Here is a 21,692-nt window from a genome sequence, read left to right on the forward strand (position 1 = left end):
CTATGTTTCATCTTTAGATGAATATTTAAAACAAAAAATAGATAAATCAAAACCAACTATAGGAATATGGTTTTATCAAGCATATTGGCTAAACCAGGAACTTAAATGGATAGATGCATTGATACATACAATAGAAAGTAGAGGTGTGAATGTAATACCTGTATTCCATAAGAGATTTGAAGATAAAATATCTAATAGTATTGGCCCTGACGAGGTGGTTGAAAAGTATTTTATAAAAGATGGAAGGCCTATAATAGATGTTCTCTTAAATCCCATGATGTTTTCTCTAACTATGTTGGGTGATAAATATAAATCCCTATATGAAAAATTAGATTGTGCAGTAATCCAGATAATAATGTCTCTTACCCCTTATAAAGAATGGCATGATAGTTTAAATGGACTATCTCCAATTGATATATGTTGTTCAATAGCACAACCTGAATTTGATGGCACATATATAACTGTTCCAGTAGCATTTAGGGAGGAAAAGATTATAGATCCTATTACAGGTGCGCTTATCTCCTCTTATGAACCATGTGATGAGAGAATAACAAAGGTAATAGACCTTGCCCTTAATTATGCAAAATTAAAGAAAAAGATAAATGCAGATAAAAAATTAGCCATTGTATTTCACAATTATCCTCCAAGAAATGACAGAATAGGATGTGCAGCAGGACTTGATAGTTTTGAATCTGTAAAACTCCTTTTAGATAGATTAAAACAGGTCGGATACAGGATAGATAAAACTTATCAGAATGGAGATGAGCTTGCACAAGAGATAATTTCTGGAGTTACCTATGATAGAAGATGGATTTTACCAGAAGAACTAAAAGATAGATGTGAAAGTTTTGTAAGTGGTGAAAAGGTTGATGAATGGATTAGCTCTCTTTCTAAAGAAAACAAAGACAAATTGCATGGAGATTGGGGAGAGGTCCCTGGGGATTTGCTTGTGTGGGAGAATAAAATGTTTTTTCCTGGTATCAAAAATGGAAATGTATTTATCACAATACAGCCCTTAAGGGGTTGTTTAGAGAAAATAGATAATACCTACCACGACCCTTATCTCTCACCTCCTTACAACTATATTGCCCATTACAAATGGATAAGGGATGAATTTGGAGCAGATGCAGTAATCCACGTGGGAAAACACGGCTCCCTTGAATGGCTTCCAGGAAAATCAGTTGGACTCTCCAATAAGTGCTGGCCAGATATAGCAATCATGGATTTGCCCAATATATACCCATACATAATAAATGATCCAAGCGAAGGAACCCAGGCAAAGAGAAGGTCTTATTGTTGTATAATAGACCATTTAACTCCAGCCTTTACTAATGCGGGTCTATATGAAGATTTGGCAAAGTTAGATAATCTATTAAAGGAATACACTTTGGCCAAGGTGCAGGATAGTGGGAAAGTCAAAGTCTTAAAAAACATGATCTTTGAGGCTGCTAAAGAGTGTAATATATTATCTGATTTAAATATGGATTGTACCAGTGTGCCAGATGATTTTGAATTGTTTTTAAAAAAACTTCATTCCTATTTAAGTGACCTTGAAAATAACATGATAAATGATGGACTCCACATACTTGGAGTCCCTCCCAAAGATGATAGACTAGTAGAATACATTGTGCAACTTACCAGACTATCAAATGGAGATGTTCCTTCTTTGTGGGAAGTAATATGTGAAATTATGGGATATGAATATGATAAAGTATTAGAAAATAAAGGTGGCATAGTAGATAAAGAGAAACAAATAACAGGTAGAGAGATATTAAAAAACGTGCATGCAATGGCTATAGATATAGTAAAGAGGCTTTACAGAGAAAATTTTGATAAAACAAAAATACAAAAGATATTAAAGGATATATCCTCTAAGCACAATAATAAACTCAGCGTTGTGCTTGAATATATCTGCGATTTATATACCTCTCTTTTAAAGACCACCAATGAGATTGAAAATACCATCCATGCCTTAAAGGGAGGATTTGTTCCACCAGGCCCATCAGGGGCTCCAACGAGAGGTCAGGCCTATATCCTTCCAACAGGGCGGAATTTTTATTCAGTTGATCCTCGAAAGATCCCAACTCCTGCTGCATGGGAAGTTGGAAAAAAACTCGGTGACGAGCTCATAAAAAGATATTTAAAGGATACAGGCAAGTATCCTGAAACCATTGGTATTATTTTGTGGGGCGGACCAGTTATGAGGACAGGCGGAGATGATATTGCAGAAATACTCTATCTTCTAGGAGTTAAACCTGTGTGGGCCAGGGGAAGTATGGACGTTATTGGATTGGATATAATCCCTTTATCAGAGCTAGGCAGGCCAAGATTAGATGTGGTCCCAAGGATTTCTGGATTTTTTAGAGATGGTTTTCCCAATCTAGTTGAACTCATAGATGAGGCTGTAAAACTTGTGGCAAATTTAAAAGAAGATGGATCAGAAAACATTTTAAGGAAAAATGTATTACGGGACATAGAATTATATAAAAAACAGGGGATGGATGATGAAAAGGCTTTTTTAGAAGCAACAATCAGGATATTTGGCTGTGCACCAGGCTCTTATGGGGCAGGTGTTGCAGAACTTGTGGAGTCTGGGAAGTGGAATACACAACAAGACCTTGGAAATATTTATATTTCATACTCCAGTTATTCCTATGGAAAGGATAATTTTGGGACCAAAAAACAAGAAAACTTCAGACAAGTGTTATCACGCATGGATTTAGCAGTAAAAAATGAAGATTCCAGGGAATATGACATGATGTCCTGCACAGACTTTTATAACTACTTTGGCGGGCTTATCGTGGCTTCCAAAAGTGTAAGGGGCAAGCCTCCAAATTCCTATGTTGGAGATTCTTCAGATCCCAATAGAATCAAGATGCGCTCTACAGAAGAAGAGGCCAAATTCATTATCAGGTCAAGGATTACTAATCTTAAGTGGATAAAAGGAATGAAAAGACATGGTTATAAAGGAGCCTCTGATATCTCCAAGATGATGGACGTGATTTTGGGATGGGACGCAACAGCAAATGTAATGGAAGATTGGATGTATGAAAAAGTAGCAAGATCCCTTGCCCTGGATAAAGAGATCAAAAGTTGGATGAAGGAAAAAAATCCATACGCACTACACAATATAATCTCAAAACTCTTAGAGGCAAAAAATAGGGGTATGTGGAAGCCAAAACAAGAAACCCTCAGAGAATTAATGGAGTCCTATCTGGAAATAGAAGGGGAAATAGAAGAAATAACTGATTAAGATGTAAGAGGAGTATTAGCAAAAATTGTGTATATCCCCTGGGAGGGTGATAAATAAGGGAAGATTGTGATCAGTGTGAGTGATCAGTGTGAGTGGAAAACAGATCACTGACACTGACAACAGTTCACTTTTAAATAAAAGGAGGTTTTAAAATGAAGACACATGTTAGGAGATTGGCTTTTTTACTTATTACTTTATTTTTTGTTAACACAAGCACCCAATTATGGGCAGAGGAATTAAAAAAGACCCAGTTAAATGAGATGGTAGTTACATCTACTATGACCAAACACGATGTAATGGTGGTTCCTTCAAATGTTATGGTAATAACTGCAAATGATATTGCCCAGATGGATGCAAAGACAATGGCTGAAGTGTTAAAAAAATACCCAGGGATATTTTATTCTTCAGCTACGGGAATAAAGCCCCACTTATCATTGAGGGGCACAAGGATTGGCATGAGTGGTGGTGCACTGGTACTTTTAAACGGTATTCCCATGAATATGGGAAAATTTGGATATACTGATTTTGAAGCTATTCCTGTTGAAAATATAGAGAGGATTGAAGTGGTAAAAGGTCCACTTTCAGCACTTTATGGCGGAGATTCTGCAAGGGGTGTTATAAATATTGTAACAAAAAAAGGCAAAAAACCTGTTCAAGGGTGTATATCTACTATTGTTGGTTCTTATAAGGAACAGAGATATTCAGCCACACTCTATGGCTCCCAGAAAAAGCTTTTTTACAATTTAAATATGAAAAAAAGAGAACAAGAGACCTTTAGAGATTATACCTCATTGGATGGATATTATTTAAATGGAGAGATTGGTTATTGGTTGGGAGATTTTGGTAAGATCTCTTTTTTTGGGAATGCAATAGACAAAAAACGACTTCTTCCAAAGGCATTGACCAAGGAAGATGAAAATCAATCTAGATCCTATTCTCCAGACTACAGTGAGACTAACAATAGAGACTATATATCAGGCATAAATCTGGATATAAATAGATCTCAATACGATATAAGGTCCACTGTTTATTATAAGACCAGGGACAAAAATTATGAAAATTACAAACTGGCAACAAAAAAACCTTACAAAGAAAAGTTAAATGAATATGTCCATGGTATAAGGTCTGTATTTACATATAAAACAGAAATATTTCAAAGAAAATCCCTTTCTTCTATTGGATTTGATTTTGACAATGACGACATTCATATAGATACCATAAAGGCAACACAAAGGGTGATTGGAGCACCATATATAAAACCTGATCCTAAAAAATCAGGGGAATTTAGAAGAAGGGAAATAGGACTCTTTTTTCAACAAGAATTTGAGCTATTAAAAGATTTGAATCTTGTAGCAGGGGTTAGATACGATTATTTTGAATTTGATTTAGATCCAGACTATGATTTTTCTGAAGAAGGGACAAAGAATTTTGATGATTCTCCTGATTTTGATAAATTAAATCCAAGGGTAAGTTTAAATTACACTATTTTGAAAAATTTAACTACATATGTAAGTTTCAGTAAGGCATACAGGGCTCCAAATATATATGATTATTATTACAGTTCATCCTATGCTGTAAAATATCAATATACATTAAAACCAGAGACTTTTACACAGTATGAAGCAGGAATAAGATATGCATTTTCAAAATATCTAAATATAGATACAAGTGTGTATTGGATAGGTATTGATGATATGCTGGATACAGTGTATGATGACAGTGGACATTATATGGGTAAACAAAATGTTTCAGAAGTAACTATAAAGGGAATCGATCTCAGTCTCTTTGGAGAACTTTTATCTAGAATTAACTACAAAGTTAATTACACCTATACAGATGCCAGATATACTGACCATTTACTTGCAAAAGTTGGACGAGGGCAGGTGGTTGATGTAAAAGATAACAGGCTTACAAAAGTTCCTTATAACAAGCTCAGTATTGATTTAAATACAAAAATATTAAAAGGAAGAGATTATGAACTATTGTGGTATGTAAATTTTTATGCACAAACAGGTTTTCAAATGGATAAAGCAAATACCAAACAATATCCTGGTTATGGACTTGTAAATACAAAATTAACTTTAAGATATAAAAAGGTCAATATATTTATAGCTGCTGACAACTTACTAGATAAAGAATATGACGCCTATGCATATAGGTCCTATGGAAAGGATTATTATTATCCTGCATCAGGAATAACAGTATCTGCAGGCTTACAGTTTTATTTCTAAATTTTAAACAAAGGAATATGGGGCCTTGAATTGTCAAGGCCCTATCTAAGTATGTTTAAATTTAATGAAAAAAAAATTTATCTGTTTTCTATTTATGTAATTTTAAATTTTGCTCTATATTCCATAATCTGGGCATCTAGCCTAGATGTAATTGTGCTTAATAGAAAAGATATAAAAAATATGAATGGTCAAACTGTCTATGATATTTTAAACAGGATTCCAGGTATAAATGCAGGAGAGAATTTTATTTCTATTAGAGGTTCATTAAAAGTAAAGGTATATTTAGATGATAAACCTTTAAATGACCCTTCATCCTCTCATGGAGGTATAAAATTTGACGTCATATCACCTGAGGATATTGAAAGGATAAAAATTATAAAAGGACAGGGCGCAGTTGGTTATGGAAATGATGCAAGTGGAGGAGTTATTTTAATTTATACAATAAAAAAAAGAAGTCTGGGAGGAAATATAAAATATTATACAGGAAATTTTAATACCCATAGTTTTAAAACAAACTTAAGACACAATATACACAATATTGGATTTAACATAACAGGTGGTTATTTTTCTACAAATGGATATCAAACAAATAGTGATAAAGAAAAATACAGGCTAGGTGTAAAAGTAGATTCTAGATTACATAATAATTCTACTATAGCCATTTCCTATGATTTTTTAAATTCAAGAAGGGGTATTAGCGGCAGGGTAGAGTATCCTACTCCTAATTTGAGAAAAAAGAGCTATATGCATTCACTTGGAATAAATTTTTCTAATTATAATTTAAAGACAATGACATACATAAATAAAGCACATACTTCATATTCAGATAGCTCAAAAAGATTACATACCTTTATTGATGTTACCAAGGGCGGAGCAAGAGTTACAAAAGGAATAAAACTCCCTTATTTAAAAAATACAATCATTGGATTAGAGGGTGAATCTGCAATAGGCAAAGGAAGCACCTTTAATAGACATGAAGAATATTCTATGTCTTGTTTTATGTCCTCTCACAACAAGATTTTTAATATTAAGGAATTGTCTATTAACTATGGAGTTAGAGGCACATTAAACTCTCATTTCAAAGACTATATGGATCCAGAAATAAAATTAATATATAAGAAAAATAAATTTTTAGGCACTATTTCTTATTCAAGAAATCATAATACTCCATCTTTTTATCAGCGATACAACAAAACCAATAAAAGAGAACCAAATCCATCTTTAGACGTAGAATCTGCTGATAATATTTGTGCTAGTGGTTCTTATAAAATTAATGACAATTTTTCTTTAAATTTTTCTGTTTTTAAAAATAGAATCAAAAACAGAATAGTATATGTTCTTGGACATAATGGAGTAGGTAAATATAATAATTTTGGATCTGTTACATATAAAGGATTTGATGGGTTATTTAAATGGAAATATAAAACGATTATGGGAAATGTAGGATATACTCATCTTGAAGCAAGAGATGATAAAACAGGACGTTGGATGGTGGCAAAACCTAAACACAAGATAAATTTATTAATTAATTGTAAATTAAAAAATAATTTATCAGTTGTTTTTGATGCCAAATATGAATCCAAACAATATACAAGGACAAATAACAAAACATGGGTAGGAGCTCGCACTATCTATAACATAAGGGCAAGATATACTTTACCAAAGAATAGGTTTATTAATAACAAAGTTGAAGTATTTACAGAAGTAAAAAACTTGATGAATAAACATTATCTATATGGTGATGGCTATCTTGCACCTCCAAGAACTTGGTTATTCGGGATTAATTTTTATTTTTAAAAGGTGATATTATGGGTGTATATTTTCCTTTTACAGCAAGTGTTGGCCAAAGGGAAATGAAACTTGCCATAATCCTTGGTCTGATAAATCCAAATATTGGCGGGATATTGATTCAAGGAGAAAAGGGCACAGGGAAATCTACTATTGTCAGGTCTATATCCAGCCTTATGCCTTCAATAAAAATATATACCCTTCCATTAAGCTCAGATGTAGAAAGTATCATTGGAGGTATTGACCTTGAAAAGGCTATTATATTGGGAAAGCCAGTGCTTTATGAAGGATTAATATCAAAGGCAAATTCAGGGATTTTATACATAGACGAGGTAAACCTTTTACATGACTATTTAATAGAGACCATCCTGTCTGCACATTCCTCTGGCGTAAATATTGTGGAAAGAGAAGGTATATCTAAAAAACAAATGGCTAAATTTTTTCTAATTGGCACTATGAATCCTGAAGAAGGAGATATAAGACCTCAATTACTTGATAGATTTGGACTCTGCGTAAAAGTAAAAAGCGAAAAGGATCCATATAAAAGACTCAAGATATTGGATAGAAGGGTGTTATTTGAGATGGATCCTCAAAGTTTTATAAAACAATATCTAAAAAGAGAAATCAGACTCAGAAATAAAATTATTTTAGCAAGAAAAATATTAAAGACAATAACTTTAAAAAAAGAATTAAAAGATATTATTGTAAAAATATGCACAGAAAACAATGTTGCAGGACATAGAGCTGAAATAGTGATGGCAGAAGCTGCAATGGCTTATGCTGCATTTAAAGGTCATAGAGAAGTAACTATAAAAGATATAAATGCTGTTGCAGAGTTTGTGCTCTGTCATAGAAGACAAAATAGTGCACCTCCTCCCAAAACTCAAGACAAACAAGATAAGGCCCGCACAAAAACAAAAAATAATAAACAGGATAATTCAGATAAAAAAGAGACGCCAAATAATACAAATAAAAAGAATTTAAGCCCTGATAATTTAGAAAATAGTGCCCACTCAGCTTCTCAGTCTCAAATCTTAAAAAGCAAGGAAGATAGAGAAAAAATATATGAGATAGGTCCTGTTTTTAGAACCAGAGATTTTGCATCTAAAAAAGATAGAATCTATAGAAAAGGCTCTGGCAAAAGGTCTAAGACCCTGACATCTTTAAAGCAGGGTAGATATGTTCGGGCCAGGATTGCAAAAAGGGTTGAAGATATTGCTATTGATGCAACTATTAGGGCTGCTGCACCCTATCAAAAGATGAGAAAAAAACAGCCTGGAGTATTAATAACTATTACAAGAGAAGATATTAGACAAAAGGTAAGAGAAAAAAAAGTAGGAAATCTTTTGCTATTTGTTGTGGATGCCAGTGGCTCCATGGGAGCACAGGCACGTATGATTGCAACAAAGGGAGCTATAATGTCACTCCTTTTGAATGCATATCAAAAAAGAGATAGGGTTGGAATGATAGCGTTCCGTAGAAATAGCGCTACGTTAATGCTTCCTCCAACCTCTTCTGTTGAAAGGGCAGTCAAATTATTAAAAGAACTTCCTGTAGGTGGAAAGACACCTCTATCCCATGCACTTATTAAAGCAATGGATATTGTGAGGATTGAACTTATAAAAGACCCTGCATTAAGACCAATAGTTATTATTGTTACAGATGGAAAGGCCAATGTTCCTCTATATTGTCAAAATCCAATAGACGATATGTTAATGGTTGCACAAAAAATAAAAAAATATTATCAGGCAGATTATGTTGTTGTGGATACAGAGGATGGAAGTAAAATGAGTCTTGGTTTGGGCAGGACACTGGCGGATATTTTAGGAGCATATTATTTTAAATTGCATGAACTTCGTGCACAAGATTTGGTTGATGCAGTAGGAGAAATAATATGAAACATTATTTATTTCCATTTTCAGCTATAGTTGACCAGGAGCTAATGAAGTTGGGTTTGATTTTAAACGTGATCAATCCTTCTATTTCAGGAATCTTGATAAGAGGGGAAAAGGGCACAGGAAAATCCACTGTTGTTCGCTCCCTTGTTGAAATCTTGCCAAAAATAAAGGTATTTAAGGATGATCCCTTTAATTTCTGCCCTGAGACAGAAAAGAGGTATTATTTTGAGGCAAAAAAGATCATAGGTGAGGACATAAGTAGTCAAGACCCTGAGATAATAGAGAGAGAAGTGAGGGTGATAGAACTCCCATTAGGTGTTACAGAAGACAGGGTGGTTGGCACCTTAGATATTGAATATGCCTTAAAAAAGGGCAAAAAACGGCTTGAACCAGGGCTGATGGCAAAGGCCCATAGGGGAATTTTATATGTGGACGAGATAAACCTCTTAGAAGACCATATTGTAGATATTCTTCTGGATGCAGCAGCAATGGGTATCAATACAATAGAGAGGGAAGGCATATCTTTTACCCATCCAGCAAGATTTGTGCTTATTGGAACAATGAACCCTGAAGAAGGTGAGCTCAGACCCCAGCTCTTGGATCGGTTTGGACTTTGTGTAGAGGTATCAGGGATAAAAGACCATGAACAAAGGCTAAAAATAATGGAAAGAAGGCTTGAATTTGAACAAGACCCAGAAGCGTTCTTAAGAAAATGGGAAATAGAGCAGCAAAAACTCAAAGACAAAATAGAAAAGGCGATTTCTAATTACCATAAGGTCAAGATAAGTAAGGAACAGAAACTAGAGATCATATCAAGGTGTATAGAGGCCTCAGTAGATGGACATAGAGCAGATATAGTAATATTAAAAGCAGCCATGGCCATTGCAGCGTATGAACAAAGAGATGAGGTAACAACCAAAGACATAGATCTTGCATGTAAAATGGCCCTTTTTCATAGAAAGAGGAGAAGACCCTTTGATGAAACAGAAATTTAACTTGAAATTAGAGCCTAGAGCATAGGAGATATTTTTTAGGAGATGAATATAGAGGTTATTATAAAGATTTTGGATTTAAAAAAACAATATGGCCGGATTTTTGCGCTTAATGGGATAAATCTAAAAATTTTTAAAGGTGAATTATTTGCATATCTTGGTCCAAATGGAGCAGGAAAAACCACTACTATCAGGATACTTACAGGACTTACAAAAAAGAGTTCAGGAGAGGTATGGTTAAATGGTTATAATATAGACACGCACTCAAGGGAGGCAAAATCTCAATTTGGACTGGTGCCTCAATCCATTAATCTGGATATGGAACTGAGCGTAAAAGAAAATCTGGATATACATGGAAGATTATATGGACTTGGCTCAAAGGAGAGAAAAAAGAGGATAGAACAGGTCCTAGAATATGTAGAGATGCTAGATCATATAAACACTCTGGTCAAAAGATTATCTGGTGGTATGAAGAGACGCGTTGTAATAGCCAGGGCACTTATGCATAATCCATCAATTTTGTTTTTAGACGAACCAACAGTTGGGCTAGATGCAAAGATCAGGCGAAGGATATGGGCCATTATAAAAAAGATACAACAACAGGGCACAACAATCTTTCTCACCACCCATTACATTGAGGAGGCAGAATTTTTGGCCCAGAGGGTGGCATTTCTGGATAAAGGCAGGATAGTTACAATTGATTCGCCCCAGAAAATAATAGAAAAGGTAGGCAACTGGGCACTTGATTTTTTAGAAAACAATAAATTAAAAACCATTTATTTTAAAGAAAGAGAAGATGCAAAAAAGTATATCTTAACTCACTCAGGCAGTTTTAGTCTTAGAAGGGTAAATTTAGAGGATGCTTTTTTAAAACTAACAGGGAAAAAGGTGCAATGTTAAATGGATTTATTGCTGTATATCTTCGAGAGATATTAATTTTAAAAAGAAAGATAAAAAGGCAGATACTCAGTATGAGTATCTCTCCTCTTTTGTATCTCATTGCCTTTGGGTATGCAATGGGAGATAAAATAGTAGTTCATGGACATTCTTATATTGAATTTCTCATTCCTGGTCTTGTTGCAATGTCCTCTATGACCTATTCCTTTGGCATTTCCAGCGAGATTAACATAGCCAGATTTTACTGGCAAATATTTGACGAATTTCAAGCATCTCCAATATCAGATTTTGAATATGTGTTGGGAGAGGTGGCAGCTGCAATCACCAGGGCTTTGCTTGGTGTAGTTATTATTCTCGTTCTTGGATATTTATTTGGAGTTTATTTAAATTATTTTAATATTTATTTTATTGGCGGAATAATTTTAAATAGCTTTGTATTTGCATCTATTGCTGTTGCACTGGCAATGTTGGTAAAATCACATGCAGATCAAGCATTTTTAAGTAGTTTTGTAATCACTCCAATGGCATTTTTAGGAGGAACATTTTTTCCTGTTGATAGACTACCATCATGGGCTCAGATTATTATAAAACTCCTACCTATTACACATGCAGCAAAGGTAATTAGAAAAAGCGCATTTGGTGGTGTACCTAATATTAATTCATATTTAATACTTTTTATTCTTGGTATAATATTTTTTGCTTTTGCAATCAAGACTGTTGCAATGGCACGAGATTAAATTAAGGAGATGATATATGAAATATAAAACAGTGATTTTGGCCTGTATATTTATTATAATTGCATCAAGTGGTCTTGGTAAACAAACTATAAAAGAAGCGGAAAATAGAGTTAAAAAGGCCGTTAATATAAGAAAAAAAGCACAAATTGAACACGACAAATGGATAGAAGAAAAAAACCGATTTACACAACAATATGATTTACTTGTACAAGAAATAAAAGAACTTGAATATCAAAATCAGGAGCTAAAAAAACAAAAATTATATTTAGAAAATTCCATAGATAGATTAAATAGACAAATTAAAAAAGCACAAGAAATATCTAAAGGAATTATGCCATATCTTAAAGGAATTTATAAAAAATTGTCTGAATTTATAAAACTGGATTTGCCATTTTTAAAACAGGAAAGGGAAAAAAGACTTCTTGTTTTAAATAAAATATTAAACGATCCCTCTGTATCTATTTCAGAAAAATATAGAAGGACCATGGAAGCACTCTTTATTGAGGAAGAATATGGAAGGACAGTTGGAGTTTATAGAGAAAAAATAAATTTAAATGGTGAAGAAATAACAGGAGATATATTTAGATTGGGCAGGATTGCTATGTTTTTTAAGTCCCCAGATGGGAAAAAATATGCGGTATATGATGTTTCAAAGTCAAAATGGATCCCATTAAAATCATCCATAGGTACAGATATAAAAATTGCAATACAAATAGCCCAAAAAACAAGGCCAGTTAAATTATTAAAACTGCCTGTTGGAAAAGTGGAGATCTATCATGAAAAATAAAATAATAATCACAATAATTTTATTTTTTATCTGTAATTCTTATTCCTTTTCTCAGGATATCAGACAAAATATGCCAAATATAGATGAACAAAGAAGATATATTTTAGAAAAATCTTTGTTAGAGCTAAAATCAGCAGAACAAGACTATAAAAAGACCATAGAGGCTATAAAAAATAACAAAAAATTATTGCTTGATAAGATTGCAGAATTAAAAAATAAAAAACAACAATTATTATCAGAGTCAAAGACATTAAAGCAGGAGATACAAAAGCTTGATAAAGAAAATGAGGTCCTTTCATCTATTTTTGAAAAAAATACATCTGATATTAAAGAGCTAGTTGGTTTAATAAGGATAAATGCAAAGGATTTAGAATCTATACTTAAACAGAGTCCATATAGCGCGCTTAAAAGACATAGGGAAAAAAAGTTAAGTTCCATTTTAAATAAGACCGATTTTCCAGATATGAAGGATTTGAAAGAAATGGCAGATCTTTTGTTCGAGGAGGTATTAAATAATTCAGAAGTAACCTTAAAAAAGGGTCTGTTTGTTGATAGAAAAGGCATGGAAAAAAGTGCAGATATTCTGTTTATAGGTCCTTTTACACAGATTTATAGGGAAGGAAAAGAGGTTGGATTTTTGCTTTATTCTGACAATAGTGAGAGATTTTTTGCCCTATCAAAGCCTGCGCCATATCTGGTGAGGAGGGATATAAAAAAATATTTAGAAGGAAAAACTCCATTAGCTCCAGTGGATATATCAAAAGGCGGTGCTATAAGGGAATTTTTGTATAAATTGAGTCTATGGGAAAATATTTTAATGGGCGGACCTTTAGTTTGGCCTATCTTGGCAATTGGAGTCATTGCATTGATACTTATATTAGAGAGGTTTTATACTTTAAGAAAAAAGTATATAGATGCAGAACAATTTATGGATAAGTTAAAAAGACTTATTAATGAGAAAAAATGGGATGATGCTGAGTCATTATGTAAAGAATTTAGATCTAAGTCTATTCCTAAGGTAATCTTAAAGGGTATTTTAAATAGAAATTTGCCAAGAGAAGAGATGGAAAATATATTGCAGGAAGAAATATTAAAAGAGATTCCAAGACTTGAAAGATTTTTATCTACCCTTGGAATGCTTGCAAAGATTGCTCCTTTGCTTGGCCTGCTTGGAACAGTAACAGGGATGATAAATACCTTTCAGGTGATCACATATTTTGGCACATCAGATCCAAAGCTTATGGCAAGTGGTATATCAGAGGCATTGGTTACAACAATGCTTGGACTTTCAGTGGCAATTCCAATTATGTTCTTTCATACTATCTTAAATAGAAAAGTTGAAAACTACATAAGTGATATGGAAGAAAATTGCATTAGCTTTGTAAATTTATTATATGCAAAATAAAGGATATGCGTATTTCAATGGTATTATCAAATATTATTGATTATATTAATAAAGGGGGGATCGTGATGTATCCCCTGATATGTATATCCTTTATCATGTGGTTACTTATAATTGAGAGATTAATCTTTTTTAAGAGACTATATTCAAAAAATATAAGTAAAAAAGAGATAATTGCTATAATTAAAGGCACAGAAAAACCCTCTTTAAATTATGGAATAATAGATATTTTGTTGTATGAGATTTTAAAGAAAAAAGAGGAGATGGACTTAACTCCTTCTATAATAGATGAAGCAGTGGTAAAGGTAGTCCATTCCTTAGATAAACATCTTGAAATCATTTCCCTTTTAGCTTCTATTGCTCCTCTTTTAGGCCTTTTAGGCACAACAACTGGTATGGTTAAGACCTTTTTTGCAATAGCTATCTTTGGCACAGGCAATGCGAAGGCCCTTGCCAGCGGCATTTCAGAGGCCCTTATCACTACCCAAACAGGACTCTTTATTGCAATACCAGGTATATATATGAGCAATTTTCTAAACCAGAGAGCTAGAAGACTTAAAAAAAGGGTTAGCACAACAGGGATGTATCTCAGAAGAATAATTAATGGGGGTGAAGGATGCTAAATATTACCTCTTCTAGAAGGGCACAAAAAAAGACCATAGACGTAGATATGGCCCCTTTGATTGATATGACTTTTATCCTGCTTATCTTTTTTTTGGTTACCACCTCTTTTGTGAAAGAAACAGGCATTGATATTAAGAGGCCAGTTGCAGCAAGTGCAAAGATAAAGAAAAAGGCAAATATTTTAATCGGTGTCACAAAGGATGGGAGGATTTTCTTTGATAAAAGAGAGATAGATCCAAGGGCAGTTGAGCCAAATGTGGAAAGGGCCCTTGCTGAAAATCCTGATAGTTCTGTAATAATTGTGGCTGATGAAAGGAGCGAAACAGGAGTAGTGATAAAGGTTATGGATGCCTGTAAGCTGGCTGGGGCAAAGAATATTGCCCTGGCTGCTAAAACACCCACAGATTAGGCTATGATGTATAAACAATTTAAATCTTCCTGGCCTGTTGCCACTTCACTTGCCCTTATTATAAATTTCCTTTTCATATATCTCATGTGTATGATGGTAACCTACAGCCCCAAAAAGGTGAGTTATACCTCATATGTTCCATCAATAGACGTGGTAAAAGTAAGGGAAAAAAGATATAAGCACAGGATGAATAAACCACCTCAAAGACACAAACCACACAAGGTCAAGACCCTAAGGGTGAAAATGAATTTTCAAAAAAATGTGACAAAGAGGATCCGTCCTTTTTTGCCATTTAAGGTAAATTTTAAATTACCCCAAAGCGCTGGGATAAATATTCCAGAAAAGTTTTTATTGCCACCTCCACCGCATGTAAAGGGTATTTATTCCATACAAGAATTAGACAACCCACTTATGCCCGTTGTAAGACTACGGCCTCTCTATCCCATGAGGGCAAGGATGCTTGGAATTGAAGGATGGGTAAAGGTGCAATTTATTGTGGATGAACATGGCAATACCAAAGATATAAAGATTATTCAGGCAAAACCAAAAGGTATCTTTGAGAGAAGCACTATAGATGCTATTTCAAAGTGGAAGTTTAAGCCTCCAACAGTGGATGGAATTCCAATAAGGGTTATTGTTGAGACTACAATAAAATATAAATTAGAACAATGAATTATACATTTAGATCAAAAATATCTTTCCTGGGTTTAGTAATAATTATATGGTGTATTTTCTTTTATGTCCATGTATCTATTGCCAGGAATTTGTCTTTAAGTGAGATAAAGTTGTTAAATCAAGCATATAAATATATGCAAAAAGGAGAATATAAAAAGGCAAGTGATATACTTAAAAACTACACGCAAAAAAATAAAAAAGTACATTCTGAGGTATTCATCTATCTTGCTAACGCTTATATGATGCAGAAAAAATATAATCTGGCAATCCCAGTATTAACACCTCTTGCAAAAAAAAGTCTAAAAAATAAAGATGTATATGTAATGCTGGCATCATGTTATTATATGGAAAAAGATTATAAAAATGCTGCCGCATATTTTAAAATAGCATATAATATTTCCAAAAATGTTGAATATTTATATAACACGGGTCTATGTTATTATCTTATTGGAAAAAAAATTATGGCATATAAAGTCCTGAAAAATATAATTAATAAAAATAGAAACAAATATGAATGGATTAAGACATATGTTAATATCTTGCTGGATTTAAAAAAATATAGAGAGGCACTAACTTATGTAATATTGTTATCAGAGTCAAAAATAAAAGATAAAAAGCAATATCAAGAAATAAGGATTCAGTTATATATTTTATTAAAAGAATTTAGTGCAGCAAGAAAATATCTTTTGCAAATTTTAGAAAATGACCCATCTGAGATAAAATGGTGGGATTATTTAATTAATATATATTTAAATGAAAATAGGTATAAAGATGCTTTAGCTGGACTTATAATTAAGGGATATTTAAAGCCCTATACAGAAAAAGAAAAAAAATTAATTGCAGATTTATTTATGCAGTTAGATATTCCAAGAGAGGCAGTTAAATTTTACGCAAAACTATCTCCTGGGCAGTATAAGGATATTTATTTGACACTGGCAAGATGTTACCTAAGACTGGATGATAATAAAAGAGCGCTTTATTTTTTAGAAAAGGCACTAAAATTAAAAAAAACATATGAGATATATTTTTTAAAAGGAGAGATTTTATATAGGCAAAAGAAATTTAAACAAGCAATGAATGCATATGTAGAGGCTGCTAAATTATCTAACAAGCCATATATGGCCTATTTAATGGCTGGATATTGTGCCCTTTATGCAAAAAAATATATTCTGGCAAAAAAATTTCTTAAAATGGCAAAAAAGGATAAAAAACTAAAAAAACATGTAATTAGTTTAATAAGAGAAATCTCTAACATGGCAAAAAATGGTATTTAATATGGACAAGCTGCTTTTTAATTGGGCATCTATATTTTATACATTAACTTTTATATGGGCTTTGTTCAAAAGAAACAGATATTGTTATTTGTTTTATTTTATAGCAATTCTTCTTAATTTTTTCTCTGTTGTTATATGTTTGTATCATACCATCCCATTAGTTCCTATATTTGAGAAATCGAGATTCATTCCACTCATCTACTCCCTTGTGTGTTTATTATTTCTAAAACACAAACATAAAAATGTGTCGCTTTCATATATTAGTTCTGTTTCCTGTTTTTTATCTTTGCTCTTTTGTTTTTTTCCAAAAGATTTTTATTTACCCTTTTTACAAACAAAGACTATTTTTGCCTTTTTGTTTTTTATTTGTGAAATAATAGGTGTTAGTTTTTATCTCCTTTGTGGAGTTCTTTCTCTTCAGAGGCTGGCATCAAAAAATCCAATTTTTGAACAATCAATAATAAATAACCAGATTAAATGGGGGATATTTTTTCAGACCATTTCCATGTTTTCAGGAGAGATATGGTCATATTTAAACTCAGGTTCTCCAGTTGTTTTACAAGATGCATCTGTATTTTCCTGTATTACTATATGGTTTTATTTCATTGGTTTTTTACATTTGTATTTATTAAAGAAAATTAATCTTCATCAGAAAGATTTTATAATTTTAGGAGGCATGATTATTATTTTCATCTTTTTCATATATCCTGAGACAGGACCATTTACCATTCCAGGATTTTTGCCATGAAAAATATCAAAAAATTATGGGATATAATGGGAAATGTCTATCTTAGTGTATATCTTATTGTAGGTATTGTTATTAATGGAGGGATTTTATATTTTTTAATTAAAAATTATCCTCATCTTTTTGCACCTATTAATAATATTGGGTTAATTGAATGGGCGAAGACCTATGGATTATCATATATGAAATATACATGTTATTTTTTCTTGTTTTTATTTTTTTTACTTTTGTTTTGTATTAATATGTTTATATGTACAACTCAAAAGATTATTTCTATATTTAAAAAATCTTACAAAAATAAATTGAGCAGATTATCTCCACATATTATGCATTATGCAGTGATTTTAATTTTATTGGGATTTTTGATAAATTATTTATTTTCTAAAACCAATACAATAATATTAGTTCCAAATATAAAAAGGTGTGTATTTAACCATATATGTTTAAGTTTGGAGGATTTAAATATTAAATATTCCCATATAAAGAGACTATTTTTCTGGGACAAAAGAGCAATTTCATGCAATGCAAAGATCAAGATAGAGGGATTTAAAAATACTATTTATAAAACCATAGGTATAAATTCTCCGGGAATAGACAAAATATATAGTTTTCATCTGAGGGATTTTTCTCCTAAAATAACCTCTGGCATGAGTTCAAAGGAATATGTAGTTCTTACAGTAAAAAAAGACTATGGAATTTTCTTTTACTTATCAGGCACATTTATGTTTATTTTTGGACTATTAATATATGTAATATGCTGATGTAAATTTAATGTTTTGTTTTTAAACTATGACTCCCTCTGCATATACATTTCCGCTTTCCATAACCTTCCATATCTTACCAAACTTTGCAATGGCTACATTTATGACATCGCCTGGTCTTAGAAGTTCAACCAATTCTTTTGACAGCATAACTGGACCTCGTTCTATTCCTTCCTCATTTTCTAAGTACGCACAATTTCCCTCAAATGAAACTACCTTCATATATCCCTCATCCCAGGCCTCTGGCTCTCTCAACATATCTATATACTCAATTATACTTTTTCCTTTCCTTTGTGTAAGATTTGGTGAGTGTAACAAATAAAGTTGGTGGGCAGCTTGTTGAAGCCTCTTTACTTCCTTTGACTTGTTTCTGGGAAGTTCAGAGATAAAGCTCTCGTAATTTTCTTTTTCCAAATATCCTTTTTTATAACACCAGTTTATCCATCTTCTCATTACAGTTGGGGCCTTGATCAGTATTGTATCACTTCCCATCCACTTTCTAGGTAACCACCAGTCTATAAAATTTGATATAACATAGGAGGGACAGTCATTCCAGTCATTCTTAAGTAAAAATTCTCCATCTTCTGTTTCTTCTACTGCCTCAGGGTCTGAACAGAGCATATGGATAAATAGAGATATTACGGTGTTATATATTCCCTTGGTTTTTTTAGTAAATTCAAGCTCATTTAAAAATTCTAGAGCAGATTGTGTAATATCTGAAGGATGTTTTGAAAGTTCACTTGGCCACATAACAAACCTCCATATTCAATATAATTTTAAAGACAAGCACTCTGAGAATTTATTTTAGCCTTTAAATATTAGATGCATCTTTAGACTATCCCTGACATGGGATTTGGTCAAGTGTGTGATTTAGGAAAAAGCTTTCCAGAATTGATTGTTAAAGTGAAATAAATTTAAAATCCTTCAGGTAGTTTTGAAGGTCTTTTTTCTTGTCTTCCTCAATTTCTGGGCAGTCATCTAAGGTTTTTATCCCTTGACATATATGAGTTGCAAATACAAGGCATGTTGGGCATCCACATTTTTGACAATTGGTTTTTGGAAGCTTTTTTAAGATTTCAAAGGGTTGTGGTTTTTTGGGTATTTCATAGGTGGGACTTATCTCATCTCTATTTTCCCATATCCTGTTTATCTCTCTAACTATCCAATTTGCCACTTTGCTTGCTTCTTCTTCATCTCTAAGGGCATTTATGGCTATTTTATGTGGATGCACTGTGAGTAATTTTCCATGAATCTTAAATGTAACATATGGGGGATCCTGGGAACAGAAATCACCCCCTAACTCAGCATTTAAATAAGGAATCACTTCTGTTAAATCGCCATCTACTTGAATTATACAATGTACTCCCTCCTGTTTTGGGTTACATTTAGATTTTGTCAGTTCTTTTTCCCACTTTTGTATTAACATTGTATTGCCTCCTTAACTTATAGTTATCAAATTTGATAATTTTAAAATTGCAATTGACTAATAATTGGTTTGTTGGTAATTTGACCAACAAGTCAATTATAACTAAGGGGAGAATGTTGTCAATGATTTCCTTTGAAGAGGCTGAGTTAAGGGCAAAGATCTTAAAGTCCCTGGCACATCCTGTGAGACTTATGATTGTGGATATGTTGAAACATAAAGAGAGGGGTTTTTCTGAAATTAGTGGTAAATTTGACATGGACAAATCTACTATATCCAGGCACCTATCAGTATTAAAAGAAGTTGGTATTGTGAAATCAAGAAAAGTAAAAAAAGATATGATATACAAATTGGAGATTCCATGTGTAATTGAATTTTTTGAATGTTCTACTAAAGTCCTAAGACATTATATAGATAAGCATATGTCAGTAATGGGAGAAGACAATGATTCTATATAGAATTTTTTTTATCTGTTTAACCATTTTTTTATCAATTAGTGAATTTTGTTTTGGTGAGTTAATCACAAACAACAAACATCGATTGGACTTAGGTCTTAATGTCAGATTTAGATATGAATATCAAAACAATTTTAATATTAAATCATATGGGAAGGATCCTATTGTAGGTGAACAAGACGATGGTTTTTTAATTGGACGAATCAGAACTGGAATAGATTACTATTTTTCATCTAAGCTCCACGTGTCTTTATGGATTCAGGACTCCAGGGTGTGGGATTTAGATATCCCAGACAAAACATTTTATAAATATAATTTTAACAGAGAGCATAATTCGTACAAAGATCCTCTTGAACTGTGGAATTCATATATTGAATTAATAGAACCATTTTCTCTACCAGTTACTATAAAGGTGGGGAGACAAAGGATTCATTTTGGAGATAATAGGATCTTTGGTCCAGGAGAGTGGGGTAATACTGGTAGCTGGATATGGGATGCAATAAAATCTGATTTTAAATTTAAGTCTGGATATTTAAGTGCTTTTTATGGACGATCAGAGATCCATGATCCAGATGACTTTAGCTTAAATCATCGCCATGGATATGAATGTACTGGTCTATATAGCCACTTTGATGTGTTTAAAAAACTATTTTTTATAGAGCCATTTACAATGACAAAAAAAGATAACCACAATAGATATAAAAGTGAAAAAGGAATCTATGGGGATCTTGATACTTATTATTATGGGGTTCGAGCCTACACTGGATATATAAAGGGATTTAAAATTAATTTGTTATATGTAACACAACAGGGGGATTATTCCAAAGATGATGTGGATGCATATGGTTACCATGCATGGATAGGATACAAATTAAATTCCTTTATTCTAAAACCCCAATTTAGCATTGAATATTCCTTTGCATCAGGTGATAGCAACCCAAAGGATGGAAAACACGAGACCTTTGATGGTGCCTATGGTTCAAAAGATAAGGCATATGGAAGGATGAACCTCTTTAAATGGCAAAATATAAAAGACCAGGAAGTAAACTTAGAGCTGTATCCCAGTGCAAAATCATACATAAAATTGGAATTCCACAGGTTTTATCTAGCAGAAAAAAAGGATGCTTGGTACCACAATGCAAAAATATATAGAGATAAAAGGGGGAATTCAGGTGACTTTGTAGGTAAGGAGTTTGATGTTGTTGCCAAATTTAAGCCATTAAAAAAGACAGAAATACAAATAGGATATGGACATTTTTGGCCTGATGAATTTGCCAAAAATACGGCATCCAATTCCCAGGCCGATTGGATATTTTTTATGATAACTAAAAAGTTCTCAAC

General features: G+C 32.8%; 19 protein-coding genes. 17 read left to right on the forward strand and 2 right to left on the reverse strand.

Features of this window, described 5'->3' with window-relative positions; genetic code table 11:
• The 15 genes from cobN to ACY2V1_RS06480 form a co-directional block, all read left to right on the forward strand.
• Positions 1-3,253 (forward strand): cobaltochelatase subunit CobN (gene cobN, locus ACY2V1_RS06410; RefSeq protein ID WP_461833968.1); only part of this gene is annotated, 3,253 nt, incomplete at its 5' end.
• 152 nt (positions 3,254-3,405) lie between these two features.
• A complete protein-coding gene (locus tag ACY2V1_RS06415; protein WP_461833969.1) occupies positions 3,406-5,484 on the forward strand; it encodes a TonB-dependent receptor in 2,079 nt (692 codons plus the stop codon).
• 51 nt (positions 5,485-5,535) lie between these two features.
• Positions 5,536-7,281, forward strand: a complete 1,746-nt coding sequence (locus ACY2V1_RS06420) for a TonB-dependent receptor plug domain-containing protein (RefSeq protein ID WP_461833970.1) — start codon at positions 5,536-5,538, stop codon at positions 7,279-7,281.
• Positions 7,282-7,292: 11 nt separating this feature from the next.
• A complete protein-coding gene (locus ACY2V1_RS06425; RefSeq protein WP_461833971.1) occupies positions 7,293-9,170 on the forward strand; it encodes a VWA domain-containing protein in 1,878 nt (625 codons plus the stop codon).
• Entirely contained in the window at positions 9,167-10,165 is a 999-nt protein-coding gene (locus tag ACY2V1_RS06430) for a magnesium chelatase ATPase subunit I (RefSeq protein WP_461833972.1), read from the forward strand. The genes ACY2V1_RS06425 and ACY2V1_RS06430 overlap by 4 nt, the downstream gene beginning before the upstream one ends.
• A gap of 42 nt (positions 10,166-10,207) precedes the next feature.
• The gene (locus ACY2V1_RS06435) at positions 10,208-11,062 is read left to right on the forward strand and encodes an ABC transporter ATP-binding protein (RefSeq protein WP_461833973.1); all 855 of its coding nucleotides are present in this window, start codon (positions 10,208-10,210) and stop codon (positions 11,060-11,062) included.
• Positions 11,056-11,796, forward strand: a complete 741-nt coding sequence (locus ACY2V1_RS06440; protein ID WP_461833974.1) for an ABC transporter permease — start codon at positions 11,056-11,058, stop codon at positions 11,794-11,796. Before ACY2V1_RS06435 ends, ACY2V1_RS06440 begins: the two co-directional genes overlap by 7 nt.
• A gap of 16 nt (positions 11,797-11,812) precedes the next feature.
• Positions 11,813-12,583 (forward strand): DUF3450 domain-containing protein, encoded by a 771-nt coding sequence (locus ACY2V1_RS06445; RefSeq protein ID WP_461833975.1) that lies wholly within the window; start codon positions 11,813-11,815, stop codon positions 12,581-12,583.
• The gene (locus tag ACY2V1_RS06450) at positions 12,573-13,988 is read left to right on the forward strand and encodes a MotA/TolQ/ExbB proton channel family protein (protein ID WP_461833976.1); all 1,416 of its coding nucleotides are present in this window, start codon (positions 12,573-12,575) and stop codon (positions 13,986-13,988) included. Before ACY2V1_RS06445 ends, ACY2V1_RS06450 begins: the two co-directional genes overlap by 11 nt.
• A 65-nt stretch (positions 13,989-14,053) precedes the next feature.
• Positions 14,054-14,608, forward strand: coding sequence for a MotA/TolQ/ExbB proton channel family protein (locus ACY2V1_RS06455; protein WP_461833977.1), 555 nt, complete (start codon positions 14,054-14,056; stop codon positions 14,606-14,608).
• Complete coding sequence (locus ACY2V1_RS06460) at positions 14,602-15,018, forward strand: ExbD/TolR family protein (RefSeq protein ID WP_461833978.1); 417 nt, start codon at positions 14,602-14,604, stop codon at positions 15,016-15,018. Before ACY2V1_RS06455 ends, ACY2V1_RS06460 begins: the two co-directional genes overlap by 7 nt.
• A 3-nt stretch (positions 15,019-15,021) precedes the next feature.
• On the forward strand, positions 15,022-15,690 hold the full coding sequence (locus ACY2V1_RS06465; RefSeq protein ID WP_461833979.1) for an energy transducer TonB: 669 nt from the start codon (positions 15,022-15,024) through the stop codon (positions 15,688-15,690).
• Positions 15,691-15,827: 137 nt separating this feature from the next.
• Positions 15,828-16,967, forward strand: coding sequence for a tetratricopeptide repeat protein (locus tag ACY2V1_RS06470; protein WP_461833980.1), 1,140 nt, complete (start codon positions 15,828-15,830; stop codon positions 16,965-16,967).
• A 244-nt stretch (positions 16,968-17,211) separates the two neighbouring features.
• A complete protein-coding gene (locus tag ACY2V1_RS06475; RefSeq protein WP_461833981.1) occupies positions 17,212-17,715 on the forward strand; it encodes a hypothetical protein in 504 nt (167 codons plus the stop codon).
• Positions 17,712-18,473: a hypothetical protein gene (locus ACY2V1_RS06480; RefSeq protein ID WP_461833982.1), complete on the forward strand. Its 762-nt coding sequence runs from the start codon at positions 17,712-17,714 to the stop codon at positions 18,471-18,473. The genes ACY2V1_RS06475 and ACY2V1_RS06480 overlap by 4 nt, the downstream gene beginning before the upstream one ends.
• A gap of 21 nt (positions 18,474-18,494) precedes the next feature.
• On the opposite strand, the gene ACY2V1_RS06485 is transcribed toward ACY2V1_RS06480, so the two are convergent.
• Entirely contained in the window at positions 18,495-19,223 is a 729-nt protein-coding gene (locus ACY2V1_RS06485; protein ID WP_461833983.1) for a hypothetical protein, read from the reverse strand.
• Positions 19,224-19,371: 148 nt separating this feature from the next.
• The gene (locus ACY2V1_RS06490) at positions 19,372-19,899 is read right to left on the reverse strand and encodes a (Fe-S)-binding protein (RefSeq protein ID WP_461833984.1); all 528 of its coding nucleotides are present in this window, start codon (positions 19,897-19,899) and stop codon (positions 19,372-19,374) included.
• A gap of 122 nt (positions 19,900-20,021) precedes the next feature.
• Here ACY2V1_RS06490 and ACY2V1_RS06495 point away from each other — a divergent pair, with 122 nt between their 5' ends.
• Positions 20,022-20,354 carry an ArsR/SmtB family transcription factor gene (locus ACY2V1_RS06495; RefSeq protein ID WP_461833985.1) on the forward strand — a complete coding sequence of 111 codons (333 nt, stop codon included), beginning with the start codon at positions 20,022-20,024 and terminating at the stop codon, positions 20,352-20,354.
• Positions 20,341-21,692, forward strand: a 1,352-nt coding sequence (locus ACY2V1_RS06500; protein WP_461833986.1) for an alginate export family protein, incomplete at its 3' end; no start/stop codon positions are given. The genes ACY2V1_RS06495 and ACY2V1_RS06500, both read left to right, overlap by 14 nt.

Source organism: Desulfothermus sp. (genome assembly GCF_053993635.1).